The sequence below is a fragment of the Zavarzinia sp. CC-PAN008 genome (genome assembly GCF_051903925.1).
Classification (GTDB): domain Bacteria; phylum Pseudomonadota; class Alphaproteobacteria; order Zavarziniales; family Zavarziniaceae.
Window position 1 is genome coordinate 464104 of record NZ_CP173678.1, and the last position, 24951, is coordinate 489054.

Here is a 24951-nt window from a genome sequence, read left to right on the forward strand (position 1 = left end):
CCTCAGGATCAGGCATAGGCGTGCCAGGTCAGGCCGATCAGCGCCATGGTGCCGAACACGATGCGATACCAGGCAAAGGGCACGAAGCCGTGCCGCGAGACAAAGCCGACCAGCCAGCGCACGACGATCGCCGCAGTCACGAAGGCGGTGATGAAGCCCACCGCGATCAGGTGCATGTCGCTGAAATCCAGCACCGACCAGTTCTTGTAGAGGTCATAGGTGGTGGCGGCGAACATGGTCGGGATCGCCAGGAAGAAGCTGAACTCCGCCGCGGCCGGACGGTCCACGCGCATCATGAGGGCACCGCAGATGGTGGCGCCTGAGCGCGAGACGCCGGGGATCATCGCCAGGACCTGGCAGAAGCCGATGGCGAAGGCCAGGCGCGGCCGGATCTCGTCCACCGTGCCGATCGCCGGCGCCGGGCGCCGCTGCTCGATGAACAGGATGATGAAGCCGCCCACGACGAGGGATACGGCGACGACCCAGGGCGAAAACAGCACGGTCTTGATGAAGTCATGCGCCAGGGCGCCGATCGCCAGGGCCGGGATGACGCCGACGATCAGGTTGGTCGCGAAGCGCTGGGCCGCCGGCTCGTAATGGACGCGGGTCACGACGCGGAACAGGCGACGCCAGTAGACGAAGCAGACCGCCAGGATGGCGCCCAGCTGGATCACGATCTCGAACACGGCGCCCGGCGGACCCTGGAACCCCAACAGTTCGCCATAGAGGATCAGGTGGCCTGTCGAGGAGACCGGCAGGAATTCGGTCAGGCCCTCGATCAGGCCAAGGATGAAGGCAAGCAGGGTCATGAGGCAGCGGCCGTCCGGCCGGAGGCAATCCGGCAAAGAATAGGGGAAGCGATCACGAAGACGCCCGTCCAGTGCCCACACGCGCGGGCACCCGGACGGGCGTCAGGGAATCGTCAAATCCGGCACGCGGCCAAGTGAATGCGTCCGCACGGTGGCGAAACGCTCCAGGCCGGCGCGCAGGTCAGCCGATGCGGGCGGCGACGGCGCGCGCCCCGCATCGGATCCGGAAATCAGGCCTGAGGCTTGCGATCAGCCTCGACCACGACAGGCGCGGTCGTCGGCTCCTCGTCCCGCATGCCGGCGCGGAACGACTTGATGCCCTGGGCGACGTCGCCCATCAGGCCGGACAGCTTGCCCCGGCCGAAGAGGAGGATGACGAGCACGGCCACGACCAGCCAATGCATCAAGCTCATGCTACCCATGGTGCACTCCTTGAACCTTCAGGCGACCCTAGTCAGCCGGTCCTGGCCTGTAAAGGCGCCGATTGCCTCACGCCCTGGGGTCCCGGCCGCCCGCGGGGCGAGGAGCGATCAGGGACGGCACTGGTAGTAGCGCTGACCGGAATTGGTCCGCTCGCTGTCGCAGCTCATGCCGCCCTGGCGCTCGCTGCAGATATAGTAGCCCGACCCATAGGGTTCTGCCACCCAGCGGCAGCCCGGCGCCACGCCGGTATACTCGACGGGCGGCGGTGCAGCGCCATATCCGCCATAGCCCGGACGCGGCGGACGTCCCCACGGCCGGCCGCCGCCGCCCTGCGGGCAGCGCCAGTAGCGCTGGCCGAAATTGTTGCGCTCGCTGCTGCAATTGTCCGCGACCTTGGTATCGCAGTTGAGGTAGCGCTGGCCGTTGGCATCGACCTCGGGCGAGCAGTTGCCGCCCTGGTACCCACCGCCGCCATAGCCACCCTGGTAGCCACCGCCGCCATAGCCACCCTGATAGCCCCCGCCATATCCCGAGCCCTGGTCGTAATAGCCGTTGCCCGGGCCGTAGTAATTGCCATTGGACGGGCATCCAGCCAGCAGCAGGGACGCCAAGCCGGCGATCAGGGCACCACGCATCGTCGTTCATCCCCCCTTGGTCCGCTCCGGCACTGGGTGGCCGGAGGCGGACATGAATTAACCGGTGTCCATCCTTAACGCATCGTCAACCCCGCAGGACGACCTGCGGACGCTCAGCGCGCCCTGGGCCTAGCACTGGCCGCGGTCGCGGGCGGCGGGACCGCACAGGGTGCGATCGGCCGGCACTGGACGCTCTGGCAACGGCTGGGACACCACGGGCGGCTGCGGCCGCACGACCGGCGGCTGCGGCGGGCGAGGCGGACGGGCTCCGCCGCCACCACCGCCACCACCCCCGCCGCCGATCACCGGGGGCGGACGTCCGCCCCCGCCGCCACCGCCACCGCCAGGCGGCGGACGCGAGGGCCGGTCATCGTCGGGAGGGCGGTTCCAGCCGCCGCCCGGCGGCCGGTTCCAGCCACCCGGGGGCCGGTTCCAGCCGCCGTTCCCGGCATGGGGTGGGCGGCCCGGACGCGGCGGGCGGTTCCAGCCCCCCGGCGGCGGACGATAAGCGGGCGGCGGGTTATAGCCATAGGCCGGAGGCGGGCGGTAATAGCCCCCGCCATAGCCGGGCGACGGGTAGTAGACGCCGCCATCGTAATAGCCGCCGTCATAGCCATCGCCATAATAGCTGTCGTCATAATAGCCGTCGTCGTAATAGCCGCCGGCATAGGGTGCGCAGCCCGCAACCAGGGCCACGAGGGCCGCGGCGAGCGCGATTCTGGACATCTGCCCGATCCTCTCTAGGTGCAGCGACACGCGACGCCGAGCCTGTCGCGGGAACCAGCGTCGCTGCGCGGGTCCCCGACGCGGACGCGGGCCACCATCTGGCAGCCGCCGCATCCGATCCCATCAGCCTAACGCCCCGTGTGCCGCGTTGTTCCGATCATCACGTGATCAGTGCGTGATGGGCGCCCGACACGACTTGCGCGCACACTGGCCGGCAGGCGGCGCGCCGGCAGCGACCGGCGTCACAGCCAGCCCTTCCGCTTGAAATAGAGGTATGGCAGCACGGCCGAGGTGATCATCATCAGGATCACCAGCGGATAGCCGAAGCGCCAGTCCAGCTCCGGCATATGCTGGAAGTTCATGCCATAGATCGAGGCGATCAAAGTCGGCGCCGGGAATACCGTCGACGCGACGGAGAAGATCTTGATGATCTTCGTCTGCTGGATGTTGATCAGGCCAAGAGTGGCGTCGAGAAGGAACTGGCTCTTGTCAGTCAGGCTCTTGGCATGCTCGCCGATCGACTGCGCGTCACGCGTCAGGGTCTTGATCCGGGCGCGGTAGTCCTTCTTGGTTTCGATCACGATCGCCTGACCCATGAAGGTCAGCAGGCGCGACAGCGACGCGATGCTTTCCTGCACCTTGGTCGTGTGGTCGTCGATCTGCCCCAGGCGCAGCAGCACGTCCTCCAGGTCCACGGTCTGGTAGCCCTGGCGCGCTTCCGTCGCCCGCCGGGAGAACACGGCGCGGCTGACGCGGTCGAGGTCGCTGGACTGGATCTCGAGCACGTCGGCCGCGCGATCGACGATCGCCTCCAGCAGGCCGGCCAGCGCCACCTCGGCCGTGGCACAGAGTTCGCGCTGACGCAGGGCCCGGGCCGAAAACAGGGTGAAGGCAGCAGGATCGCTGTAGCGCAGGGTGATCAGGACGCCGGGCACCAGGACGAAGGCGATCACCTCGGACTCGGCCTGGGGCTGGTCGGCCCGACTCATCACGTTGGCGGCCATGTAGCGGATGCGGTCGACCTGGTAGAGCCGGCTCGACATCTCGATTTCCTGCATCTTGGCCCGGGTCGGCAGGTCGACCTGGAAGGCGTGCTCGATCGCCTCTTCCTCGGCCTGGGTCGGCTGCAGCAGGTCGATCCAGACCGCCCCCTCTGGCAGCGGGCGTTCCGCGGCCCAGGACAGGCGTTCCAGCCGATCGGCGCTGCTGGCATAGACGGTCATCATGGGGACCGCTCCTCTTCCGCACGAAGGGCGCCTGCCCCAGGCCTGCCGCGGGAGGCCATTCGTCCCGGACACGTCCTCAAGGCGCGCCGCCTTTTACGCTGCGCCGCACACGCCATGCAAGCCAAGCCCCGCATTTGTGAAATCTAATGTGAAATCGCCCCATCGCCTTGAACGCGCCGGGCCGGCGGTAGTACTAGATCGCGCGCCAAGCCAGGAGGATCGCCGCATGCCCGTCGAACTGAACCATTTCATCGGAGGCCGGCTGGTGCCGGGCACGAGCGGCCGCTTCCAGGACGTCTACGATCCCACTTTGGGCGAGGTTCAGGCAAAGGCACCGCTGGCTACCAAGGCCGAGGTCGAGGCGGCGATCGCCAACGCCCAGGCAGCCTTCCCCGCATGGGCCGCACAGAACCCGCAGAAGCGGGCGCGCGTCATGTTCAAGTTCAAGGAGCTGGTCGAGCGCGACATGGACATGATGGCCGTCATGCTCTCCAAGGAGCACGGCAAGGTCGTCGCCGACGCCAAGGGTGACATCCAGCGCGGGCTTGAGGTGATCGAGTTCGCCTGCGGCATTCCCCACCTCCTGAAGGGCGAGTTCACAGAAGGGGCGGGCCCCGGCATCGACATGTACTCGATGCGCCAGCCGCTGGGCGTGGTGGCCGGCATCACGCCGTTCAACTTCCCCGCGATGATCCCGATGTGGATGTTCGGCGTGGCGATCGCCTGCGGCAACACCTTCATCTGCAAGCCCAGCGAGAAGGATCCGTCGGTCCCGCTGCACCTGGCCAAGCTGATGATGGAGGCGGGCGCGCCCGAGGGCGTGCTGAACGTCGTGATCGGCGACAAGGAGGCGGTCGACACCCTGCTGACCGATCCGCGCATCCAGGCGATCAGCTTCGTCGGCTCGACCAACATCGCGCAGTACGTCTATGCGACGGCCGCGGCGAACGGCAAGCGCGTCCAGGCCATGGGCGGCGCCAAGAACCACATGATCGTGATGCCCGATGCCGACCTGGACCAGGTGGCGGACGCCCTGATCGGTGCCGGCTACGGCTCCGCCGGCGAGCGGTGCATGGCGATCTCGGTTGCGGTGCCGGTCGGCAAGAGCACGGCCGACGCCCTGATCGAGAAGCTGATCCCGCGCGTGGAAAGCCTGAAGGTCGGCCCGTCGACCGACCCCTCGTCCGACTTCGGCCCCATGGTCTCGGCCGAGCACCTGGCCAAGGTGAAGGGCTATGTCGACCTGGGGATCAAGGAAGGCGCGGCACTGAAGGTCGATGGCCGCAACTTCAAGCTCCAGGGGTATGAGAAGGGCTTCTTCATGTCGGGCTGCCTGTTCGACAATGTGACGCCCGACATGAAGATCTACCAGGACGAGATCTTTGGCCCCGTCCTGTCCGTGGTGCGGACCGAAAGCTTCGAGGAGGCGATCCGCCTGCCGACGGAGCACCCCTATGGCAACGGCGTTGCGATCTACACCCGCGACGGCGATGCGGCGCGCGAATTCGCCAGCCGCGTCCAGGTCGGCATGGTCGGCGTCAACGTGCCGATCCCCGTGCCGCTGGCCTACCACACGTTCGGCGGCTGGAAGCGCTCGGCCTTTGGCGGCGTCAACCAGCACGGCCCCGAAGGCGTGCGCTTCTTCACCCAGGTGAAGACGATCACCTCGCGCTGGCCGACCGGCATCCGGTCGGGGGCGGAGTTCTCGATCCCCACCATGCGCTGATGCGGAGGCCGCCCGCCGGTATTATGCTCGTCCCGCAGGCATTGCGGCCTGTCAGGGGGACGTTCATGAAGAAGGTACTGGCGGGCGGCGCCGTGGCGCTGGCCCTGGCATTCGGCGGCATCGGGTCGGCGCAGGCCGCCGATGTCGGCGGCAATTATTTGGTCCAGGGCACCAATTTCGACGGCTCGGTCTATACCGGGACGGCCCGGATCAAGCGCACCAGCGACACCACGTGCGAGATCGTCTGGGATACCGGATCGACCTCGCAGGGGATCTGCATGCGCAACGGGCCGGCCTTTGCCGCCGGCTATTCGATGGGCAGTTCGGTGGGGCTCGTCATCTACCGCATCCTGCCCAATGGCGTGCTGGACGGCGTCTGGACCATTGCCGGGCAGTCCGGTGCGGGGACCGAGGTCCTGACCCCACGCTAGGGCCGACTTGACCAACTTGACCAGCCTTCATGCCGGGGCCATGTTCCCGGCATGGAGCGCCGGTCATGAAGCAGGTCAATCTCTACGAGGCCAAGACCCACCTCTCCCGCCTGGTCGACGAGGCCGCGGGCGGGGCGGAGATTGTGATCGCCAAGGACGGCAAGCCGCTCGCGGCCCTGGTGCCGCTTGCGCGCGTGCAGGCCCCAGCACCACGCCGGTTCGGCCAGCTGGCAGGAAAGTGGTCGGTGCCGGCGGACGACATCGGTCCTGACCCCGACATCGCCAAGCTGTTCGACGGGCATGGCTGAACGATTCCTGGTCGATACGCACGTCTTTGCATGGCTGCTGACGGAGCCCGGCCGCGTGCGTGGTTCGGTTCTGCAGCGGATCTCGAACCCAGCCGCCAGCCTTCTGGTCAGTGCGGCGAGCCTTTGGGAGGCCTCGATCAAGATATCCCTGGGCAAATGGGACCGCTTGCATGAAAGCGTGGACCACGGCCAGACCCTGGCCATGACCGCGCGGGAGGCGGGCATGACCATCCTGCCGATAGACGCGGTGCACGCCGAACAGACACGGACCATTCCCTCTATTCTTCGCGACCCGTTCGACCGGATGCTGGTCGCCCAGGCACAAGTGGAAACCCTGATCCTGGTGACCCGTGACGAAACGCTGGCGAGCTATCCCGGCGTGGCCCTGCTCCTCGCATGAGCGGGCCGATTGCGCGGCGCGCGGCGCTGATTGCTGCGGGCACGCTGAAGGATGATCCGGCACAAGGTCACGCGACACAGCGGCTGCAGGCGCTGCATGACGCGCTGCTCGCGTGGAAAAGGCCCAAGGGCCTGCTGGCCCGGCTGGGACTGGCCAAGGCCGAGCCGCCGCCGGGCGGCCTGTACCTGTGGGGCGGAGTGGGGCGTGGCAAGTCGATGCTGATGGACCTGTTCTATGACGATGCCCCGATCGCGCCGAAGCGGCGGGTGCACTTCCATGCCTTCATGCAGGAGGTGCACGCCGCGATCCATCGCTGGCGCCAGACGCCGCCCGACCAGCGAGATGGGGACGACCCGATCCCGCCCCTGGCCGCCAAGGTGGCGGGCGAGGCACGACTGCTTTGCTTCGACGAGTTCCAGGTGACGGACGTGGCGGATGCCATGATCCTGGGCCGGCTGTTCAGCGCCCTGTTCGCGGCCCATGTCGTGGTGGTGGCGACGTCGAACCGGGCGCCGACCGACCTTTACCAGGGCGGACTGAACCGGCCGCTGTTCCTGCCGTTCATCGACCTGCTGCAGCAGACGCTTGAGGTCGTGCACCTGGAGGGGCCGGTCGACCACCGCCTTGGCCGCCTGAAGGGCCAGGCGGTCTATTTCACGGGCCCGAACGCATCGGCACGGCTGGACGCGCTGGTCGCGACCCTGGTCGACGAGGCCGAGCTGGAGCCCGAGACGATCGAGATCCAGGGACGCAAGCTGGTTGTCGCCGCGGCCAAGGGCGTCGCCCGGGCCAGCTTCGCCGACCTGTGCGAACGCCCGCTGGGACCGGCCGACTATCTGGCGCTGGCCGCCCGCTTCCCCGCCCTGGCGCTGCACGGCGTGCCGCGCCTGGGGCCGGAGAAGCGGAACGAGGCCAAGCGCCTGGTGACCCTGATCGATGCCCTGTACGAGGCGCATACCAGGCTGCTGGTTTCCGCGGACGCCGAGCCCGACGCGCTCTATGCGGACGGCCATGGCGCGTTCGAGTTCCAGCGTACCGCATCCCGCCTGAACGAGATGCAATCGGCCGTCTATCTGGCCGCGGAGCATCGCGGCATGGGTGCGACGCCCGAGGCGCGTGGCGGATCGCTTGAAGCGCTGGGTGAAACGGGGTAGTCCAACGCCACGCAGAAACGAGGGAACGATATGGCGCGGAACAAGATCGGCCTGGTCGGGGCGGGGCAGATCGGTGGCACGCTGGCGCTGCTGGCCGGTCTCAAGGAACTCGGCGACATCGCGGTGTTCGATATCGTGGACGGCGTGCCCCAGGGCAAGGCGCTCGACCTGGCCGAGGCCTCCCCGGTCGAGGGCTTCGACGCCGCCTATTCCGGGGGCAGCGACTATTCCGTGATCGCCGGCTCCGACGTCGTGATCGTCACGGCGGGCGTGCCGCGCAAGCCGGGCATGAGCCGCGACGACCTGCTGAGCATCAATACCAAGGTGATGCGCCAGGTCGGTGCCGGCATTGCCGAGCACGCGCCGGATGCCTTCGTCATCTGCATCACCAACCCGCTCGACGCCATGGTCTGGGCGCTGCGCGAATCCTCCGGCCTGCCGCACAACAAGGTCGTCGGCATGGCCGGCGTCCTGGACAGCGCGCGCTTCCGCTATTTCCTGGCCGAGGAGTTCAAGGTCTCGGTCGAGGATGTGACCGGCTTCGTGCTGGGCGGCCATGGCGACACGATGGTGCCGCTGATCCGCTATTCGACGGTGGCCGGCATCCCCGTGCCCGACCTGATCAAGATGGGCTGGAGCACGCAGGAGAAGATCGACCAGATCGTCCAGCGCACGCGCGACGGCGGCGCCGAGATCGTCAACCTGCTCAAGACGGGTTCCGCCTTCTATGCGCCGGCCAGCTCGGCCATTGCCATGGCGGAAGCGTACCTGAAGGACAAGAAGCGCGTCCTGCCCGTCGCCGCCCATCTGTCGGGCCAGTACGGCGTGAAGGATCTCTATGTCGGCGTCCCCGCCGTGATCGGTGCCGGCGGCGTCGAGAAGATCGTCGAGATCGCGCTGAACGAGACCGAGCAGGCGCAGTTCAAGAAGTCCGCCGATTCCGTGATCGGCCTGATCGAGGCGGTGAAGAAGCTGGAGCCGGCGCTCGCCTGACCGGCGCAGCCCAGGGCCCGGCGGCAACGGCAATGCAATGGGGTTGGGACAAGCTGTTGTCCCGGTCCTATTCGTCGTTGAGCCGGGCCAAGGGCTGAACTAGCTTGGCACCCTCTCCCTTCCGACCGCACCTGGCGTGGCGCGCCCCCCGGGCCGCCGCATTCGATGGAAGCCCATGAACATTCATGAATACCAGGCCAAGTCATTGCTGGCCAAATACGGCGTCGCAGTGCCGAAAGGCGGCGTCGCCTACACCGTGGACGAGGCGGCAAAGGTCGCGACCGAGCTGGGCGGCCCAGTCTGGGTGGTAAAGGCCCAGATCCATGCCGGCGGCCGTGGCAAGGGCGGCGGCGTCAAGGTCGTGAAGTCGATCGACGACGTGAAGACCGAGGCCAAGCGGATGATCGGCATGACGCTGGTCACCCCGCAGACCGGGCCCGAGGGCAAGGAGGTCAAGCGGATCTGGATCGAGGAAGGCTCCGACATCGCGCGCGAGCTGTATTTCTCGGCCCTGGTCGACCGCGCGACCGGCTGGGTCTCGTTCATCGCCTCGACCGAAGGCGGCATGAACATCGAGGAAGTGGCCCACGATACGCCGGAAAAGATCCTGACCGTCGCGATCGATCCCGCGACCGGCTTCCAGCAGTGCCATGGCCGCAAGCTGGCCTATGCGCTGCAGCTGGAAGGCGCGCAGGTCTCCAGCTTCGTGAAGCTGGCCGGCAGCCTGTACAAGGCGTTCCAGGACCTGGACATGAGCCTGGTCGAGATCAACCCGCTGGTCGTCACCAAGCAGGGCAACGTCATCGCCCTGGACGCCAAGGTGAACTTCGACGACAACGCGCTCTTCCGCCACAAGGACGTGGCCGAGCTGCGGGACCCCGACGAGGAGGACCCGATGGAGCGCGAGGCGGCCAAGCACGAGCTCAGCTACATCAAGCTGGACGGCAAGATCGGCTGCATGGTCAACGGCGCTGGTCTCGCCATGGCGACGATGGACATCATCAAGCTCTACGGCTCCGAGCCCGCCAACTTCCTGGACGTCGGTGGCGGCGCCACGCGTGAGCGCGTGACGGAAGCGTTCAAGATCATCCTCTCCGACCCGAATGTCGAAGGCATCCTGGTCAACATCTTTGGCGGCATCATGCGCTGCGACGTGATCGCGGAAGGCGTGGTCGCGGCGGCGCGGGAAGTTTCGCTGAACGTCCCCCTTGTCGTGCGTCTGGCCGGCACCAATGTGGAACTCGGCAAGAAGATCCTCGCCGAATCCGGACTCCCCATTACCTCTGCCGACGACCTGGCCGATGCGGCCGCGAAGGTCGTCGCCGCCGTGAAGGAAGCTGCCTGATGGCGGTCCTGGTCAATAGCGAAACCCGCGTCATCTGCCAGGGCTTCACCGGCGCGCAGGGCACGTTCCACTCCGAGCAGGCCATCGCCTATGGCACCAAGATGGTCGGCGGCGTCACCCCGGGCAAGGGCGGCAGCCAGCACCTGGGCCTGCCGGTGTTCGACACCGTCTCGGACGCGGTCGCCAAGACCGGCGCCAACGCCTCCGTGATCTATGTCCCGCCGCCGTTCGCGGCCGACGCGATCATCGAGGCGATCGACGCCGAGGTCGAACTGATCGTCACCATCACCGAGGGCATCCCCGTCCTGGACATGGTGAAGGTGAAGCGCGCGCTGAAGGGCTCCAAGAGCCGGCTGATCGGCCCCAACTGCCCCGGCGTCATCACGCCCGGCCAGTGCAAGATCGGCATCATGCCCGGCCACATCCACCTGCCCGGCTCGGTCGGCATCGTGTCGCGCTCGGGCACGCTGACCTATGAGGCGGTGGCGCAGACCACGGCCGTGGGCCTGGGCCAGTCGACCTGCGTCGGCATTGGCGGCGATCCCGTCAACGGCACGCAGTTCATCGACGTTCTCGAGATGTTCGTGAAGGACCCCGATACCCACTCGATCATCATGATCGGTGAGATCGGCGGCTCGGCCGAGGAAGAGGGCGCCGCGTTCCTGAAGTCGGTGAAGAACAAGAAGCCCGTCGTTGGCTTCATCGCCGGCCGTACCGCCCCCCCGGGTCGCCGCATGGGCCATGCGGGCGCCATCATCTCGGGTGGCAAGGGCGGTTCGGAAGACAAGATCGAAGCCATGAAGTCTGCCGGCATCGTGGTTTCGGATTCGCCCGCCGCCCTGGGCACCACGCTGGCAAAGGTGCTGAAAGGCTGATTGAGCCTGTCCGATGACCGTCCTCCCCGAAACGTTCCTGTCGGGCGGTAACGCGCCCTTCATCGAAGGGCTCTACGCCCGCTATGCCCAGGACCCCAGCTCGGTCGATCCGGCCTGGCGGGAGTTCTTTGCAGCTTTGGGCGAAGAAGCGCCGACCATCGCTGCGAACCTGAAGCCCGCAAGCTGGAGCCGGTCGGACTGGCCGCCTCCGCCACCGGGCCTCGACGGGGAGGACGTGAAGCAGCCGGCCGCCCAGAAGGCGGCCAATGGCGCGGTGCCGGCCGCGGCATCGGTGCCCCTGCAACAGGGTGTCGATCCGCGGCAGGCCACGCTGGATTCGATCCGTGCGCTGATGATGATCCGCGCCTATCGCATCCGCGGCCACCTGATCGCCGATCTGGACCCGTTGCACCTGGATGCGCGACCGTCGCATCCGGAACTGGACCCCGCGTCCTATGGCTTCACCGAGGCCGATTTCGACCGGCCGATCTTCATCGACAACGTGCTGGGCCTAGAGGTCGCCACGGTTCGCGAAATCCTGGCGATCCTGAAGCGGACCTATTGCTCGACCATCGGCGTCGAGTTCATGCACATCGGCGATCCCGCCGAGAAGGCCTGGATCCAGGAGCGGATCGAGGGCCGCGAGAAGGAAGTCAGCTTCACCAACGAGGGCAAGCGGGCGATCTTCAACAAGCTGGTCGAGGCCGAGACCTTCGAGCGCTTCCTGAACGTCAAGTTCACCGGCACCAAGCGCTTCGGCCTGGACGGGGGCGAGGCGCTGATCCCCGCCATGGAAGCGATCATCAAGGTCGGTGGCCAGCTGGGGGTCAAGGAGATCGTCCTGGGCATGCCGCACCGCGGCCGCCTGAACGTCCTGGCCAGCGTGATGTCCAAGCCCTATGTGGCGATCTTCTCCGAGTTCCAGGGCGGAGCCGCCAACCCGGACGACGTCCAGGGCTCCGGCGACGTCAAGTACCACCTGGGTACGTCCTCCGACCGCGAGTTCGACGGCAACCTGGTCCACCTCAGCCTGGCGGCGAACCCGTCGCATCTTGAGGCGGTCGATCCGGTCGTGATCGGCAAGGTCCGCGCCAAGCAGGCGCAGCGCAACGACACCGAGCGGACAGAGGTCATCTCGGTCCTGCTGCACGGCGATGCCGCCTTTGCCGGCCAGGGGCTGGTGGCGGAATGCTTCGGCCTGTCGGGCCTGCGCGGCTATCGCACCGGCGGCACGATCCACATCATCGTGAACAACCAGATCGGCTTCACGACGGCACCGTCCTATTCGCGCTCGTCGCCCTATCCGTCGGACGTGGCGAAGATGGTGCAGGCGCCGATCTTCCACGTGAACGGCGACGACCCCGAGGCCGTCACCCACGTCGCCAAGGTGGCGACCGAGTTCCGCCAGCGCTTCCGCAAGGACGTCGTGGTGGACATGTTCTGCTATCGCCGCTTCGGCCACAACGAGTCGGACGAGCCTGCGTTCACGCAGCCGCTGATGTACGCCAAGATCGCCAAGCAGCCCTCGACGCGGGAAATCTACGCCCGCCGCCTGATCGAGGAAGGTGTGCTGAGCGCGGACGAGGCGGAAGGCCTGCTCGCGGCCTTCCAGGCCAAGCTCGAGACCGACTTCGAAGGCTCGAAGAGCTTCAAGCCGAACAAGGCCGACTGGCTTGAGGGTCGCTGGAGCGGCATGACCCAGGCCAGCGGCGACGTGCGCCGCGGCGACACGGATGCCGGCCTGCGCGACCTGCGCGAGGTGGGCCGCGCCATCACGACCGTGCCGGAGACCTTCAACCTGCACCGCACGATCCGCCGCCAGCTGGAAGCCAAGCGGAAGATGCTGGAGACGGGCGAAGGCATCGACTGGGCGACGGGCGAGGCTCTGGCCTTCGGCACGCTGCTCCAGGAAGACGTGCCGGTGCGCCTGTCGGGCCAGGATTCGGGCCGGGGGACCTTCTCGCAGCGCCATTCGGTGCTGATCGACCAGCAGACGGAGGAGCGCTACCTGCCGCTCAACGCGCTGGCGACGGAGAAGGCCGCGTTCGAAGTCCACGATTCGATGCTGTCCGAGGCTGCGGTCCTGGGCTTCGAATACGGCTATACCCTTGCCGAGCCCAATGCCCTGGTCCTGTGGGAAGCGCAGTTCGGCGACTTTGCCAACGGCGCCCAGGTCATCATCGACCAGTTCATCGCCCCCGGCGAAAGCAAGTGGCTGCGCATGAGCGGCCTGGTCCTGCTGCTGCCCCATGGCTATGAGGGGCAGGGGCCGGAGCATTCCTCCGCCCGGCTTGAGCGCTACCTGCAGCTGTCGGGCGATGACAACTGGCAGGTCTGCAACCTGACCACGCCCGCCAACTACTTCCATGCGCTGCGCCGGCAGATCCACCGCAAGTTCCGCAAGCCGCTGGTCATCATGACGCCGAAGTCGCTGCTGCGGCACAAGCGGGCGGTATCCCGGCTTGAGGAATTCGGCCCCGGCAGCTCGTTCCACCGCGTGTTGTTCGACGATGCCGACCACGATCACTTTGACGGCCAGCGCCTGGTCGCGGACAGCAAGATCGAGCGCGTCGTGGTGTGCACCGGCAAGGTCTATTACGACCTGCTGGAGGAGCGCGAGAAGCGCGGCATCGACGATGTCTACCTGATGCGCGTGGAGCAGCTCTATCCCTTCCCCGCCAAGTCGGTGCTGAAGGAGATGAAGCGCTTTCCGAAGGCCAAGCTGGTCTGGGCCCAGGAAGAGCCGCGCAACATGGGCGCGTGGACGGCGATCGAGCCGTGGCTTGAGTGGGTCCTGCGCCATGCCAAGGACGAGCCGCAGCGGCCGTTCTATGCCGGACGCCCGGCCGCGGCCTCGCCCGCGACGGGCCTGATGAAGAAGCACCTGGCCGAGCAGGCAGCCTTGCTGGAGGCTGCCCTGGTGGGCCGACTGAACAGACGGGACCTGACCCGGGAGTTGACATGACGGTGGAGATCCGCGTTCCGACCCTGGGCGAGTCGGTAACGGAAGCGACGATCGGCAAGTGGTTCAAGAAGGTGGGCGAGGCCGTCGCCCGCGACGAAGCCCTGGCCGAGCTTGAGACCGACAAGGTGACGGTGGAGGTCAACGCGCCTGCCGCTGGCGTGCTGGTCCGCATCGATGCCGAGGAAGGCACCACGGTCGAGGTTGGCGCCCTGATCGGGGCGATCGACGAGACGGCCAAGGCCACGGCGGCGCCCGCGGCGGCAAAGCCGGCGCCTGCGGTCGCGGCCCCCCCGCCCCCGCCGGCAGCGGCCCCTGCGGTGGCGGCCCCTGCGGCGGCAGCGGCCGATTCCGGTCCGGCCGTGCGCAAGCTGGTCGAGGAGAACAAGCTCGACGCCGGCGCCATTCCGGCGACCGGCAAGGATGGCCGCCTGACCAAGGGCGATGTGCTCCAGGCCCTGGCGACGCCGCAGCAGGCCCCGGCCGCACGGCCGGCGGCCCCGCCCCCGCCTGCCCCGCCGCGTGAACTGGGTCCCCGCGAGGAGCGGGTGAAGATGACCCGGCTGCGCAAGCGCATCGCCGAGCGGCTGAAGGAGGCGCAGAACACCGCCGCCATGCTGACCACCTTCAACGAGGTGGACATGACGGCGCTGATGGAGGCGCGCAAGGTCTACAAGGACCTGTTCGAGAAGAAGCACGGCACGCGGCTTGGCTTCCTGTCGTTCTTCGTGAAGGCCTGCGTCACGGCGCTCAAGGAATTCCCGGCGGTCAATGCCGAGATTTCGGGCGACGACATCATCTACAAGAACCACTACGACATCGGCGTCGCCGTCTCGACCCCGACGGGCCTGGTGGTGCCGGTGGTGCGCGATGCCGACCTGAAGTCCTTTGCCGAGATCGAGAAGGAGATCGCGGCCCTTGGGGTCAAGGCGCGCGACGGCAAGCTGTCGCCGGGCGACCTGCAGGGCGGCACGTTCTCGATCAGCAATGGCGGTGTGTTCGGCTCGCTGATGTCGACGCCGATCCTGAACCCGCCACAGTCGGCGATCCTGGGCATGCACAAGATCCAGGACCGCCCGATGGCCGTGGGCAAGGCGGTCGAGATCCGGCCGATGATGTACCTGGCCGTGTCCTACGACCACCGGATCATCGACGGGCGCGAGGCCGTGTCCTTCCTGGTCCGCATCAAGGACGGCATCGAGGACCCCCAGCGCCTGCTGCTGGACCTTTAGGCGGTAGCGCCGGCGTCGCTGCCGGTGCGGATGCTTCGAGACGCGGGCCTTCGGGCCCGCTCCTCAGCATGACGATGTTGGGTTTGTAACCACTTCCGGCGTCATCCTGAGGAGCGCCGAAGGCGCGTCTCGAAGGATGCCGGCGCGATCCTTTCAGGCGCTCAGGAGGACCGATGAGCGAAGCATTCGACGTCGTGGTGATCGGGGGCGGGCCCGGTGGCTATATCGCGGCGATCCGCGCGGCCCAGCTGGGCCTGAAGACCGCCTGCATCGACAAGCGCGGACGCTTTGGCGGGACCTGCCTCAACATCGGCTGCATCCCGTCCAAGGCACTGCTGCATGCGACCGAGCTATATGACCAGATGGGCCATCTGGCCAGGCTGGGCATCAAGGTCGAGGGCGTGGCCGTCGACCTGCCCGCCATGCTGGCGCACAAGGACAAGACGGTCGACGAGCTGACCCGAGGCATCGGCTTCCTTCTGAAGAAGCACAAGATCGAGGCCATCGTAGGGGCCGCGCGCTTCACCGGTCCCAACGCGATCGAGGTGACGCTGAACGACGGCGGCACGCGCACGCTCACGGCAAAGAACACGATCATCGCGACCGGCTCCGACTCGATCGCCCTGCCCGGCATGACCATCGACGAGAAGCGGGTGGTGACCTCGACCGGCGCGCTGTCGTTCGCCGAGGTACCCAAGCACCTGGTGGTGATCGGCGGCGGCGTGATCGGCCTGGAACTGGGCTCGGTCTGGAGCCGGCTGGGCGCCAAGGTGACGGTGGTTGAGTTCCTGGACCGTATCACGCCGACCATGGATGGCGAGGTCTCCAAGAACTTCCAGCGCATCCTGACCAAGCAGGGCCTGGCCTTCAAGCTGGGCGCCAAGGTCACGAAGGTGGAGGACAAGGGTGCCGACAAGCCCCTGGTCCTGACCCTGGAACCGTCCAAGGGCGGCGAAGCTGAGACGCTGGAGGCGGATGCCGTCCTGGTCGCGGTCGGCCGGCGGCCCTATGTCGACGGACTGAACGTGGAAGCGGCGGGCGTCGCCCTCGACGCGCGCGGGCGGGTCGCCATCGACGGCCATTTCCGGACCAACGTCGCCGGCATCTGGGCCATTGGCGACGTGGTCCAGGGGGCGATGCTGGCGCATAAGGCCGAGCACGAGGGCGTGGCCGTTGCCGAAACGATCGCGGGCCAGGCGGGCCATGTGAACCACGACGCGATCCCCAGCGTGGTCTATACGGCTCCGGAAGTCGCCGCCATCGGCAAGACCGAGGAGGAGCTGAAGGCGGCGGGCATCGCCTACAGGATCGGCAAGTTCCCCTTCACGGCGAATGCGCGGGCCAAGGCGAACCTGGAGACGGACGGCTTCGTCAAGATCCTGGCCGATGCCGCGACCGACCGGGTGCTGGGCGCCCACATCATCGGCGCCCATGCCGGCGACCTGATCGCCGAAGTGGCGCTGGCCATGGAGTTCGGCGCTTCGTCCGAGGACATTGCGCGCACCTCCCACCCGCATCCCTCGATCTCGGAAGCGATCAAGGAAGCGGCCCTTGACGTCGACAAGCGGACCCTGAACCTCTGAGACAGTGCCAGCGGTCACGTCGCGTTTGATGAGGCCGTCGGCCGCCAGTGCGCCCGATTGCTTTCCCCCGCTGCCCGGCTAGCATGGCCGGGCAACAGGGGGAAATGACATGACCAACTTGATCCGGCGGGGGTTCGGGGCCGCCATCCTGGCTGTTGGCGCAGCCATGCCACTGGCCCAGGCACAGGCCAACGTGATCGACATCTCGACCGTGACCTGCAACGACCTCCTGACGGCGGATGAGGCGGATCGCAATGCGATCCTCTTCTACATCTATGGCTTCGATGCCGGCCTGCGGAAGGACGTGAAGCTGAACCTGCAGGAAGTCTCGAACTTCTCCGCGCGCCTGGGTGGCGCGTGCGCCACCGACCGTTCCCAGACCGTGTTCGAGGCGATCGCGAAGATCGCGAACTGAGGAAACGAGCGGTCGACCGGCGGGGCTCGCCAGTCGACCGCTTCAGGTCAGATCGGCGGAAGCGTGATGTTGACGACCCCGTCGTACTTGTTGTCTGACCCGGTCGCGGAATCGATGGCCCAGCCGATGCCGCCACCCAGCACGATATTGCCGAACGTGGCCCCCGCCGCCCCCGAATGGTTCAGGTAGGTGGCCTGCTGGTAGCCCTCCTTGTCGCAGACGACCGTGATGTCGTGCTTTGTCTTCTCGATATAGGCAGAGCCGGGCGTGGGGCTGATCGTGGCGATCGTCTGCCCCTCGCGATCCAGCCGGCACATCGCGCCCGGTGGGTTGGTGTTGACCTGGATCTGCTGCGAGCGCCCCTCGATAATGCTTGAGCAACCACCCAAGGCTGCGATCAGCCCCAGCGCAAGACATCTGTAGATCATGAAATTCCCCCAAGAGCTGCACACTGCAGCCTTCGAGGGTATATACACAACATTAACGGGTAACAAAGAAGCGTACTGACGATCTTGAGCGGTGTCGATTCCCAGTCACTCCACGATGAGAAGCGACAGGTCGCGATCGGGCACGTAGTTGGTCCATGAGCCGGTGAAGGTCGTCGGCCCCGTCTTGACGAGGCCGTCGATGCACAGGCTGAGGATGGCGACGGGGTCGCCCTTGTCCAGGGTGAGGGTGAAGCGGCCGATCGGGCCTGCCCAGTTGTTGGCGGTGACCAGGACGTAGTCGACCTGGTGGGCCATCAGCAGGGCCAGGCCCGGTTCCTGCCCCGTCCGCGCCAGCTTCTGGCGCAGGGCCCGGCGCGTCGGCGGGTCGACGCAGTGCTGCCGGTCAAGGTCGGCCGACAGTTCGGGCTCGTCCAGGTCGTGGGCGGTGAAGAAGCGGTGGCCCACGACGGGGCGATAGCGGTGCCGCACCTCCGTCACGGCGCCCGCCGGAAAGACCTGGCGCCAGAACCAGGTCGTTTGTTCCATCCAGTAGCCGTGCGTGGCGTGCCCCGTCTCGTCCATGTCAACCAGGCGGCGGGCCGCGAGTACCGCGGCATCGGCCGGCGCCATACCGGTCAGGGCTGCCTCGTACCCGGGATCGAAGACCGAGAGCTTCAACCCCTTGGCCAGGAGGAGGGCGGTCACGTCCTGCCCCTCGAAGCTGGCCTTCTGCTCCATCTCCGCCACGACCGGGCGACCGTCGACGGTCGTACGGAACTCCAGGTAGTTGGGATCGCCCCGGACCGGCACGTCGCTGTCGCTCTCTGACAGGGCGGCCACGTCCAGCACCGGCATGGGAAAGGCGACCAGCGTCTCCACATCCCGGTCGCTGGTATTGCGGAAGCGATAGGCGACGCGCACCTCGGCCCGCGACAGGAACAGGTCCTCCTGCTCCAGCACGATTACGTCGTTCTGCGTCAGGACGAGACCGCCCGCCCCGAGCACGGCGCTGGAGTCATTGGCGGCGGCGGGCGCGCCGAACGCCAGAAGACCGGTCAGGAGAATCGCCAAGCGGGTCATGGTCACGTCGCCCCACCCTTGCACAAGCATCCTTCGAGACGGGTCCTGCGGACCCTCCTCAGGATGACGCCTGTTGGGAATATTCCAACAAGAACAACAGCATCATGCTGAGGAGCCGGCTCTCAGGCCGGCGTCTCGAAGCATCAATCCCGACGGTGACGTCCTGCGGACAGGCCGATTGCGGCGCTCAGCGGCCCTTCCAGTTGGGCGCGCGCTTTTCGGCGAATGCCTTGGGGCCTTCGATCAGGTCCTCGCTCTTGAGCAGGGTGCTGACGCTGGCGAAGGGGGCCTTGATCGCGTCGTGAAGGTTGGCGATGTCGAGGCCGCCCATCACCGATTCCTTGGACGCGCGGATCGACAGGGGCGAGCACTTCAGGATCTCGCCCGCCCAGCGCTTGGCGGCGTCCAGCGCCTGGCCCTGCGGCACCACCTCGTTGACGAAGCCCAGTTCCTTGCCTTCCTTGGCCGAGACGCGGCGCCCGGTCAGGATCATGCCCATGGCCTGCTTCAGCGGGATCTGGCGCGGCAGGCGGTGCAGGCCGCCGGCCAGTGCGGCCAAGCCGACCAGCGGTTCGGGCAATGCAAAGACCGCATTCTCGGACGCCACGATGATGTCGGTCGCCAGCGCGATCTCGAACCCGCCGCCCATGGCGACGCCGTTCACGGCCGCAATCACTGGCTTCACCAGGTTGTGGCGCGAGGTCAGGCCGGCGAAGCCCGAGTCCGGCACCGACATCTTGCCGCCGCCGGCCTGGAACTTCAGGTCGTTGCCGGCTGAGAAGGCGCGGTCGCCGGCCCCGGTGATGATCGCCACCCACAGGTCGGGATCGGCCGCGAAGTCGTCGAAGACCTGGGCCAGTTCATGGTTGGCCGGCGGATGGAGCGAGTTCATCACGTCCGGCCGGTTCATGGTGACGATCAGCAGGCGGCCGTCGCGCTCGGCCGTGCAGAATTCGGGCATCTCATCCTCCCCTTCTTGAGGGCCGGAGTGTGCCGGACCCCCTGCCCCCGGCACAAGCTCAGGGAAGCGGGATCCGGCCTTCCAGCGTCTCCACGCAGTGGCCGGTCAGGACCACACGCGCGCCCAGGACCTGGCATGCGAGAACCCCTTCGCGCGGGCCGACCTGGCGTGCGTGGAGGTTGTCGCGGCCCAGGCGGGCAGCCCAATACGGTGCCAGGGTGGCATGGGCAGAGCCGGTCACCGGATCCTCGGGGATCCCCGCGCGTGGCGCGAAATAGCGCGAGACGAAGTCGACCGAACGGCCCGGTGCCGTGATCCCCAGGCCCATGACCGGCAGGGTGGCAAGGGCGGCCAGGTCGGGTGCCGCACCGCGCACGGCAGCCTCGTCGGCCAGGACCGCGAAGCCGTTGTCGCCCCCCTGGACATAGGCCACCGGCTCCTGGCCCAGCATTGCGGCAAGTCCCGGTGGCAGGACGGCCGCGCGTGGCGGCACCAGCGGCAGATCGAGGGCGAATGCCGCGCCGGCCCGGGCAACGACCAGCGTACCGCTTTGCGTCTCGAACGCGACGCGGGCCGCTTGCGGCCGCAGGTGGCGGAGGACGACGCTGCCGGCGGCAAGCGTCGCGTGTCCGCACAGCGGCACCTCCACCGTCGGGGTGAACCAGCGCAGGGCATAGCTGTCGCCCTGCGCCACCAGGAAGGCCGTCTCGGGCAGCGCGTTCTCCGCCGCGATCGCCTGCATCAGGGCGTCCGGCAGAAAAGCGTCGAGCAGGCAGACACCGGCGGGATTGCCGGCGAACGCTGCCTCGGCAAAGGCATCGACCCGCCAGAACGGGATCAGCATGGCACGGACCTCCAAAGCCGCCGGCCCCGGAGGCCGGCCCTCAACCCATGTGGGATCCGACAAAAACCAGGCCGACGATGTAGCCGACCAGGAACAGGGCCAGGATCACCAGGACGAACAGCAGCAACAGGAACGGCAGGCGCCGGTCCGGCGGGACGCGCAGCAGCGTGGGGATGCCGACCCACAGCAGGTAGATGTAGTAGACGACGGCGATCAGCTGCACGACAGCCAGCATCGGTACCAGCAGGACGATGCCGGCCAGCCAGACGGGCGTCTGCGCATAGGCGATCAGCTTCAGCGCCTGGGGGTGATCGTCGACCCCGCCAAAGCTGGGCGCCAGCTTGCCCGCGACCAGACTGATCCCATAAAGCAGGACCAGTCCCAGGACGAACCCCAGCACAGCCTGCATCAGCGCGCTGAACAGGCCGGCGCCGCCGAACACCACGCTGCCGACCAGGCCCGCGATCGTGGGAATGGCCGCCAGGGGAATGATGTATCCGGCATAAAGGCCGGCCATGTCCCGCGGCTCGCCCGCGATGATCGGCCATTCGGCCTTGGGATTGGTGAGGATGTTCCGCACCCGCTCGACCAGTGCCATGTCTGCCCCCGCATTGGCGCGCCCCGAGGCGTTGATGGGGCGCCTGGCCACAGCCTAGCGGCAAAGCGGCAAGCCGCCCATCACCGTTCCCCGCAGGCAGGGCCCGGGCGGACGGCCATGGCGTGGTCAACCTCATGGTCGGTGCCGCCGCCGCGATGGCTGGCTGCCGCGCCCCCGCCGGTGCGGCGGGGGCCGCGGTGTCAGTCCTGCCAGAACGGCTTGCGCGCCTCGGCCCAGGCCGAAGCGTGTGTGAGTCCGATATCCTTGAGCAGGTGGTCGGGCAGGCGGGCAAGCCTGCGCCGCTGGCGGGCGCGCACGGTCCAGGTGGCCACGGTCTCGATCAGCATGCGAACAACGCCAAAGCCGCGCGCGATTGTCCCACTTGTCTCGATCTTTGTGACCATGGCAGTATCCCCCTTGAACCTCCATTGCCGGCCGTCGTGCCGTGGCGCCTGGATACAATGTCGGATTTATCGCTACAATCGAAACATTGCACCGATACAATCTGGGTGCCCGACCTGAGCGACAGGCCGGGGCCGCGCTACCTGGCGATCGCGGATGCCCTCGCCGCCGATCTGCGCAGCGGCCGGGTGCAGGCGGGTGACCGCTTGCCCACCCATCGCGACCTGGCCTGGCGCCTGGGCGTGACGGTCGGCACGATCACGCGCGCCTATGCCGAGGCGGCGCGCCGTGGCCTGACCGACGGGGAGGTCGGGCGCGGCACCTATGCCCGCCTGCCGGGCGGGTCGGCCGGGCACGGCGTCAACCGCAGCGTGATGCCGGCGGCGGAACGCCCCCTGGCCGACCAGCCGGTCTACCTGTCGATGAACCGGCCCGTGCTGGGACCCCAGCTGGAGGCCTTCAGCCGCGCGATGGTCGATCTGGCCGCCTGGCCCGGCCTGCCAGAGCTCATGACGTATCAGTTCCCGGGCGGGGCGATGCAGCACCGCGTGGCCGGGGCACAATGGCTGACCCGGGTCGGCCTGGACCTGCCGCCGCGACAGATCCTGGTCACGTCGGGCTGCCAGCATGCGATGCAGGTGGCCCTGTCGGCCCTGGCGACGCCAGGGGCCGTGCTGATGACCGAGGCCCTGGTCTATCCCGGCCTGTCGACGCTGGCGCGCAGCGTGGGCCTGAAACTGCAGGGCCTGGCGCTGGATCAGGAGGGCATCGTGCCCGCCTCGCTGGAGGCCGCGGCCCGAGCGGGCGCCCGGCTGCTCTACACCACGCCCACGATGCAGAACCCGACGACGGCGATCATGGGGCCGGAACGGCGCGAGCGGATCGCCGCCATCGCCCGAGCCCACGACGTCACCATCATCGAGGATGATGTCCACGGCTTCCTGGTCGACGGGGTACAGGCCATCGCCACCCTGGCGCCGGAGCGCACGGTCTTCATCACCAGCGGATCCAAGTTCCTGCTGCCGTCGCTGCGCGTCGGCTTCATGGCGGCACCCCCGGCCCTGGTCGATGCGATGGTCACGGCGCTGCACGTCTCGACCATGATGGCGCCGGCCCCGATGGCCGAGATCGTCAGCCGCTGGATCCTGGACGGCACGGCCGAACGCCTGCGCCGCTGGCAGGTGGCGGAGGCGGATGCCCGCATGGCGATGGCGCAGCCCCTGGCCCTGCGCACCGGGGCCCGGATCCCGCCGCACGGCTTCAACCTGTGGCTGCCCATGCCGCCGGGTCGCCGCGCGACGGACCTGGTGCGCGAGGCACAGGGCCGCGACGTCATCGTGACGCCGGGTGCTGCCTTCGCCGTCGAGCGCGACCCGCCGGAGGCGATCCGGATCAGCCTGACCGCCGCCACCACGCGCGAGGAACTGGCCCGCGGCCTGGCCGTCCTAGACGACCTGCTGGACGGCCCGCCGGAGGCAGTCCCCCTGGTCTGAGTGCGGCATTCCGGCCCGAAGACCGGCGGTATGACCTGGATCAAACCCCCAATCCTGGTGTGGTCTTAGGGTCCCTGCACGCGGCCGGGGTTGCGCCGCCGAACAGGACCGGAAGCCATGAAAACCAATCGAACGGGGCAGGCCGTGACGACCCTGCGGACACTGCTGGGGCCGGCCATGGTGGGCGCCCTGGCCGTGACGGCACTCGTCACGCCAGCGCTCGTCACGCCGGCCCACGCGGACGTCGCGGGCCAGTTCCAGGTGCGCGGCCGCATGCTGGCCGTGATCCCGGACGAAAGCGCCAGCGTGACCGTCGTCGGTGGCGATGCAGAGATCGACAATTCCTATGTGCCGGAAGTCGACCTGACCTGGTTCCTGACCAACAACCTGGCGCTGGAACTGATCGCGGCGACGACCCCGCACGAGGTCAAGCACGTCCCCACCAACCTCGACATGGGCGAGGTGTGGCTGCTGCCGCCGACACTGACGCTGCAATACCACCTCCAGCCGGAGGACCCGGTGTTCCGCCCCTATGTCGGCGTCGGCGTGAACTACACGTTCTTCTACAACCAGAACGGCGCCCAGCCGGGCATCAAGGTCGACTATGAGGATGGCTGGGGCTGGGCCCTGCAGGCCGGCGCCGACGTACCGATCGGGGACAACTGGTCGCTCAACATCGACGTGAAGAAGATCTTCATCGATACGGAGGTGACCATCCGGCCGCTCAACGTGAATGCCGACGTGGACATCGATCCCTGGGTCGTCGGCATCGGCGTCACCTGGCGCTTCGGCCTGTAGAGCCGTCCCATCGGCGCCGGCATGGCACGCTTTTGCCCTCTCCCATCCTCTGGACGGGAGAGGGTGGTGCGATCGCACCCGGCCTGCGCTTTACGGCCGTGAACGGCGTGGGCTAGGCTTTGCCGCAGACCGGTGCCCATGGGGGGAGCGCCGGCGCAGCGAAGGCGCAACAGAAGCGTGCTGTACTCGTTCGAGTATTTCCTTCAGCAGCTGATCAACGGCGTCTCGCTGGGGGCCATCTACGCGCTGATCGCGATCGGCTACACGATGGTCTATGGCATCATCGGCATGATCAATTTCGCCCATGGCGAAATCTTCATGATCGGGGCCTTCATCGCGCTGATCGGCTTTACCTTGATGGGCCTGATCGGCCTGACCTGGATCCCGGCGGCGCTGCTGCTGGTCCTGATCGGGTCGATGGCGCTGACCGCACTGCACGGTTTCGCGGTCGAGCGGGTCGCCTATCGCCCCTTGCGGGGATCGTTCCGCCTGGCGCCGCTGATCTCGGCCATCGGCATGTCGATCGCACTGCAGAACTATGTCCAGATCGCGCAAGGTGCGCGCGACAAGTCGATCCAGCCGCTGATCGTGGGCAATGTCCAACTGACGCAGGGGACCGGGTTCGACGTGTCGATCAGCTATGTGCAGCTGCTGATCATCGCGGTGACACTGGTCCTGCTGGTCGGGCTGACGCTGCTGATCAACCGCACGTCGCTGGGCCGCGCGCAGCGCGCGTGCGAACAGGACAAGACGATGGCCGCCCTGCTGGGGGTCGACGTCGACCGGACCATCTCCATGACCTTCGTCATCGGCGCCGCCCTGGCGGCCGTTGCGGGCTTCATGTTCACGCTGCGCTATGGCGTCATCAATTTCTTCATCGGCTTCCATGCGGGCGTCACGGCCTTTGCCGCGGCGGTCCTGGGCGGCATCGGCTCGCTGTCGGGAGCGATGCTGGGCGGCCTTCTGATCGGCCTGGTCGAGACGTTCTGGGCGGCCTATTTCTCGGTCGAGTACCGCAATGTCGCGGCGTTCGGCATCCTGGTCCTGGTCCTGGTGTTCCGCCCGACCGGACTGCTGGGTCGGCCCGAGATCGAGAAGGTCTGA

General features: G+C 67.6%; 26 protein-coding genes. 15 read left to right on the forward strand and 11 right to left on the reverse strand.

The features are described 5' to 3' along the window. Positions 1-8: 8 nt before the first annotated feature. From ACI6GS_RS02285 to ACI6GS_RS02305, 5 genes are all read right to left on the reverse strand, one after another. Complete coding sequence (locus tag ACI6GS_RS02285; RefSeq protein WP_439816155.1) at positions 9-809, reverse strand: undecaprenyl-diphosphate phosphatase; 801 nt, start codon at positions 807-809, stop codon at positions 9-11. A 230-nt stretch (positions 810-1039) separates the two neighbouring features. Further along, positions 1040-1231 (reverse strand): twin-arginine translocase TatA/TatE family subunit, encoded by a 192-nt coding sequence (locus ACI6GS_RS02290; protein ID WP_439816156.1) that lies wholly within the window; start codon positions 1229-1231, stop codon positions 1040-1042. Between the two features lie 108 nt (positions 1232-1339). Next, positions 1340-1867: a hypothetical protein gene (locus ACI6GS_RS02295; protein WP_439816157.1), complete on the reverse strand. Its 528-nt coding sequence runs from the start codon at positions 1865-1867 to the stop codon at positions 1340-1342. 129 nt (positions 1868-1996) lie between these two features. Beyond that, the gene (locus ACI6GS_RS02300; RefSeq protein ID WP_439816158.1) at positions 1997-2593 is read right to left on the reverse strand and encodes a hypothetical protein; all 597 of its coding nucleotides are present in this window, start codon (positions 2591-2593) and stop codon (positions 1997-1999) included. Positions 2594-2835: 242 nt separating this feature from the next. Further along, entirely contained in the window at positions 2836-3819 is a 984-nt protein-coding gene (locus tag ACI6GS_RS02305) for a magnesium transporter CorA family protein (protein ID WP_439816159.1), read from the reverse strand. Between the two features lie 226 nt (positions 3820-4045). Here ACI6GS_RS02305 and ACI6GS_RS02310 point away from each other — a divergent pair, with 226 nt between their 5' ends. From ACI6GS_RS02310 to ACI6GS_RS02365, 12 genes are all read left to right on the forward strand, one after another. Beyond that, positions 4046-5545 (forward strand): CoA-acylating methylmalonate-semialdehyde dehydrogenase, encoded by a 1500-nt coding sequence (locus ACI6GS_RS02310; protein ID WP_439816160.1) that lies wholly within the window; start codon positions 4046-4048, stop codon positions 5543-5545. Positions 5546-5610: 65 nt separating this feature from the next. After that, a complete protein-coding gene (locus tag ACI6GS_RS02315; RefSeq protein ID WP_439816161.1) occupies positions 5611-5976 on the forward strand; it encodes a hypothetical protein in 366 nt (121 codons plus the stop codon). 65 nt (positions 5977-6041) lie between these two features. Beyond that, on the forward strand, positions 6042-6284 hold the full coding sequence (locus ACI6GS_RS02320) for a type II toxin-antitoxin system Phd/YefM family antitoxin (RefSeq protein ID WP_439816162.1): 243 nt from the start codon (positions 6042-6044) through the stop codon (positions 6282-6284). Next, positions 6277-6684: a type II toxin-antitoxin system VapC family toxin gene (locus ACI6GS_RS02325; protein WP_439816163.1), complete on the forward strand. Its 408-nt coding sequence runs from the start codon at positions 6277-6279 to the stop codon at positions 6682-6684. The genes ACI6GS_RS02320 and ACI6GS_RS02325 overlap by 8 nt, the downstream gene beginning before the upstream one ends. After that, positions 6681-7838, forward strand: coding sequence for a cell division protein ZapE (zapE, locus tag ACI6GS_RS02330; protein ID WP_439816164.1), 1158 nt, complete (start codon positions 6681-6683; stop codon positions 7836-7838). Before ACI6GS_RS02325 ends, zapE begins: the two co-directional genes overlap by 4 nt. 30 nt (positions 7839-7868) lie before the next feature. After that, positions 7869-8831, forward strand: a complete 963-nt coding sequence (gene mdh, locus ACI6GS_RS02335) for a malate dehydrogenase (RefSeq protein ID WP_439816165.1) — start codon at positions 7869-7871, stop codon at positions 8829-8831. Positions 8832-9006: 175 nt separating this feature from the next. Beyond that, on the forward strand, positions 9007-10176 hold the full coding sequence (sucC, locus tag ACI6GS_RS02340; protein ID WP_439816166.1) for an ADP-forming succinate--CoA ligase subunit beta: 1170 nt from the start codon (positions 9007-9009) through the stop codon (positions 10174-10176). Then, positions 10176-11051: a succinate--CoA ligase subunit alpha gene (gene sucD / locus ACI6GS_RS02345; protein WP_439816167.1), complete on the forward strand. Its 876-nt coding sequence runs from the start codon at positions 10176-10178 to the stop codon at positions 11049-11051. The genes sucC and sucD overlap by 1 nt, the downstream gene beginning before the upstream one ends. Before the next feature lie 13 nt (positions 11052-11064). After that, complete coding sequence (locus ACI6GS_RS02350; protein ID WP_439816168.1) at positions 11065-14016, forward strand: 2-oxoglutarate dehydrogenase E1 component; 2952 nt, start codon at positions 11065-11067, stop codon at positions 14014-14016. Continuing rightward, positions 14013-15245 carry a 2-oxoglutarate dehydrogenase complex dihydrolipoyllysine-residue succinyltransferase gene (gene odhB, locus ACI6GS_RS02355; protein WP_439816169.1) on the forward strand — a complete coding sequence of 411 codons (1233 nt, stop codon included), beginning with the start codon at positions 14013-14015 and terminating at the stop codon, positions 15243-15245. The genes ACI6GS_RS02350 and odhB overlap by 4 nt, the downstream gene beginning before the upstream one ends. 173 nt (positions 15246-15418) lie before the next feature. After that, positions 15419-16828 carry a dihydrolipoyl dehydrogenase gene (lpdA, locus tag ACI6GS_RS02360; protein WP_439816170.1) on the forward strand — a complete coding sequence of 470 codons (1410 nt, stop codon included), beginning with the start codon at positions 15419-15421 and terminating at the stop codon, positions 16826-16828. Between the two features lie 109 nt (positions 16829-16937). Beyond that, complete coding sequence (locus ACI6GS_RS02365) at positions 16938-17243, forward strand: HdeA/HdeB family chaperone (RefSeq protein ID WP_439816171.1); 306 nt, start codon at positions 16938-16940, stop codon at positions 17241-17243. A gap of 47 nt (positions 17244-17290) precedes the next feature. Here the strand turns inward: ACI6GS_RS02365 and ACI6GS_RS02370 are convergent, their stop codons facing one another. The 6 genes from ACI6GS_RS02370 to ACI6GS_RS02395 form a co-directional block, all read right to left on the reverse strand. Beyond that, entirely contained in the window at positions 17291-17671 is a 381-nt protein-coding gene (locus tag ACI6GS_RS02370; protein ID WP_439816172.1) for a hypothetical protein, read from the reverse strand. 105 nt (positions 17672-17776) lie between these two features. After that, the gene (locus ACI6GS_RS02375) at positions 17777-18751 is read right to left on the reverse strand and encodes a DUF4424 family protein (protein ID WP_439817923.1); all 975 of its coding nucleotides are present in this window, start codon (positions 18749-18751) and stop codon (positions 17777-17779) included. Positions 18752-18938: 187 nt separating this feature from the next. Then, entirely contained in the window at positions 18939-19712 is a 774-nt protein-coding gene (locus tag ACI6GS_RS02380) for an enoyl-CoA hydratase-related protein (RefSeq protein WP_439816173.1), read from the reverse strand. Positions 19713-19770: 58 nt separating this feature from the next. Then, a complete protein-coding gene (locus ACI6GS_RS02385; protein ID WP_439816174.1) occupies positions 19771-20556 on the reverse strand; it encodes a PhzF family phenazine biosynthesis protein in 786 nt (261 codons plus the stop codon). A 40-nt stretch (positions 20557-20596) separates the two neighbouring features. After that, positions 20597-21154 carry a Yip1 family protein gene (locus tag ACI6GS_RS02390; RefSeq protein WP_439816175.1) on the reverse strand — a complete coding sequence of 186 codons (558 nt, stop codon included), beginning with the start codon at positions 21152-21154 and terminating at the stop codon, positions 20597-20599. A gap of 200 nt (positions 21155-21354) precedes the next feature. Then, positions 21355-21558, reverse strand: a complete 204-nt coding sequence (locus ACI6GS_RS02395; protein WP_439816176.1) for a DUF1127 domain-containing protein — start codon at positions 21556-21558, stop codon at positions 21355-21357. Positions 21559-21663: 105 nt separating this feature from the next. Between ACI6GS_RS02395 and ACI6GS_RS02400 the strand changes: the two genes are divergently transcribed. The 3 genes from ACI6GS_RS02400 (at position 21664) to ACI6GS_RS02410 (ending at position 24951) form a co-directional block, all read left to right on the forward strand. Beyond that, a complete protein-coding gene (locus tag ACI6GS_RS02400) occupies positions 21664-23049 on the forward strand; it encodes a PLP-dependent aminotransferase family protein (RefSeq protein ID WP_439816177.1) in 1386 nt (461 codons plus the stop codon). Positions 23050-23166: 117 nt separating this feature from the next. After that, positions 23167-23847: an OmpW/AlkL family protein gene (locus ACI6GS_RS02405; RefSeq protein WP_439816178.1), complete on the forward strand. Its 681-nt coding sequence runs from the start codon at positions 23167-23169 to the stop codon at positions 23845-23847. Positions 23848-24024: 177 nt separating this feature from the next. Beyond that, positions 24025-24951, forward strand: a complete 927-nt coding sequence (locus ACI6GS_RS02410) for an ABC transporter permease subunit (protein WP_439816179.1) — start codon at positions 24025-24027, stop codon at positions 24949-24951.

Bases quoted from the DNA above. Each gene is read 5' to 3' on its own strand.
- ACI6GS_RS02285 (WP_439816155.1), bottom strand. From the start codon at position 809: ATGACCCTGCTTGCCTTCATCCTTGGCCTGATCGAGGGCCTGACCGAA.
- ACI6GS_RS02290 (WP_439816156.1), bottom strand. From the start codon at position 1,231: ATGGGTAGCATGAGCTTGATGCATTGGCTGGTCGTGGCCGTGCTCGTC.
- ACI6GS_RS02295 (WP_439816157.1), bottom strand. From the start codon at position 1,867: ATGCGTGGTGCCCTGATCGCCGGCTTGGCGTCCCTGCTGCTGGCTGGA.
- ACI6GS_RS02300 (WP_439816158.1), bottom strand. From the start codon at position 2,593: ATGTCCAGAATCGCGCTCGCCGCGGCCCTCGTGGCCCTGGTTGCGGGC.
- ACI6GS_RS02305 (WP_439816159.1), bottom strand. From the start codon at position 3,819: ATGATGACCGTCTATGCCAGCAGCGCCGATCGGCTGGAACGCCTGTCC.
- ACI6GS_RS02310 (WP_439816160.1), top strand. From the start codon at position 4,046: ATGCCCGTCGAACTGAACCATTTCATCGGAGGCCGGCTGGTGCCGGGC.
- ACI6GS_RS02315 (WP_439816161.1), top strand. From the start codon at position 5,611: ATGAAGAAGGTACTGGCGGGCGGCGCCGTGGCGCTGGCCCTGGCATTC.
- ACI6GS_RS02320 (WP_439816162.1), top strand. From the start codon at position 6,042: ATGAAGCAGGTCAATCTCTACGAGGCCAAGACCCACCTCTCCCGCCTG.
- ACI6GS_RS02325 (WP_439816163.1), top strand. From the start codon at position 6,277: ATGGCTGAACGATTCCTGGTCGATACGCACGTCTTTGCATGGCTGCTG.
- zapE (WP_439816164.1), top strand. From the start codon at position 6,681: ATGAGCGGGCCGATTGCGCGGCGCGCGGCGCTGATTGCTGCGGGCACG.
- mdh (WP_439816165.1), top strand. From the start codon at position 7,869: ATGGCGCGGAACAAGATCGGCCTGGTCGGGGCGGGGCAGATCGGTGGC.
- sucC (WP_439816166.1), top strand. From the start codon at position 9,007: ATGAACATTCATGAATACCAGGCCAAGTCATTGCTGGCCAAATACGGC.
- sucD (WP_439816167.1), top strand. From the start codon at position 10,176: ATGGCGGTCCTGGTCAATAGCGAAACCCGCGTCATCTGCCAGGGCTTC.
- ACI6GS_RS02350 (WP_439816168.1), top strand. From the start codon at position 11,065: ATGACCGTCCTCCCCGAAACGTTCCTGTCGGGCGGTAACGCGCCCTTC.
- odhB (WP_439816169.1), top strand. From the start codon at position 14,013: ATGACGGTGGAGATCCGCGTTCCGACCCTGGGCGAGTCGGTAACGGAA.
- lpdA (WP_439816170.1), top strand. From the start codon at position 15,419: ATGAGCGAAGCATTCGACGTCGTGGTGATCGGGGGCGGGCCCGGTGGC.
- ACI6GS_RS02365 (WP_439816171.1), top strand. From the start codon at position 16,938: ATGACCAACTTGATCCGGCGGGGGTTCGGGGCCGCCATCCTGGCTGTT.
- ACI6GS_RS02370 (WP_439816172.1), bottom strand. From the start codon at position 17,671: ATGATCTACAGATGTCTTGCGCTGGGGCTGATCGCAGCCTTGGGTGGT.
- ACI6GS_RS02375 (WP_439817923.1), bottom strand. From the start codon at position 18,751: ATGACCCGCTTGGCGATTCTCCTGACCGGTCTTCTGGCGTTCGGCGCG.
- ACI6GS_RS02380 (WP_439816173.1), bottom strand. From the start codon at position 19,712: ATGCCCGAATTCTGCACGGCCGAGCGCGACGGCCGCCTGCTGATCGTC.
- ACI6GS_RS02385 (WP_439816174.1), bottom strand. From the start codon at position 20,556: ATGCTGATCCCGTTCTGGCGGGTCGATGCCTTTGCCGAGGCAGCGTTC.
- ACI6GS_RS02390 (WP_439816175.1), bottom strand. From the start codon at position 21,154: ATGGCACTGGTCGAGCGGGTGCGGAACATCCTCACCAATCCCAAGGCC.
- ACI6GS_RS02395 (WP_439816176.1), bottom strand. From the start codon at position 21,558: ATGGTCACAAAGATCGAGACAAGTGGGACAATCGCGCGCGGCTTTGGC.
- ACI6GS_RS02405 (WP_439816178.1), top strand. From the start codon at position 23,167: ATGAAAACCAATCGAACGGGGCAGGCCGTGACGACCCTGCGGACACTG.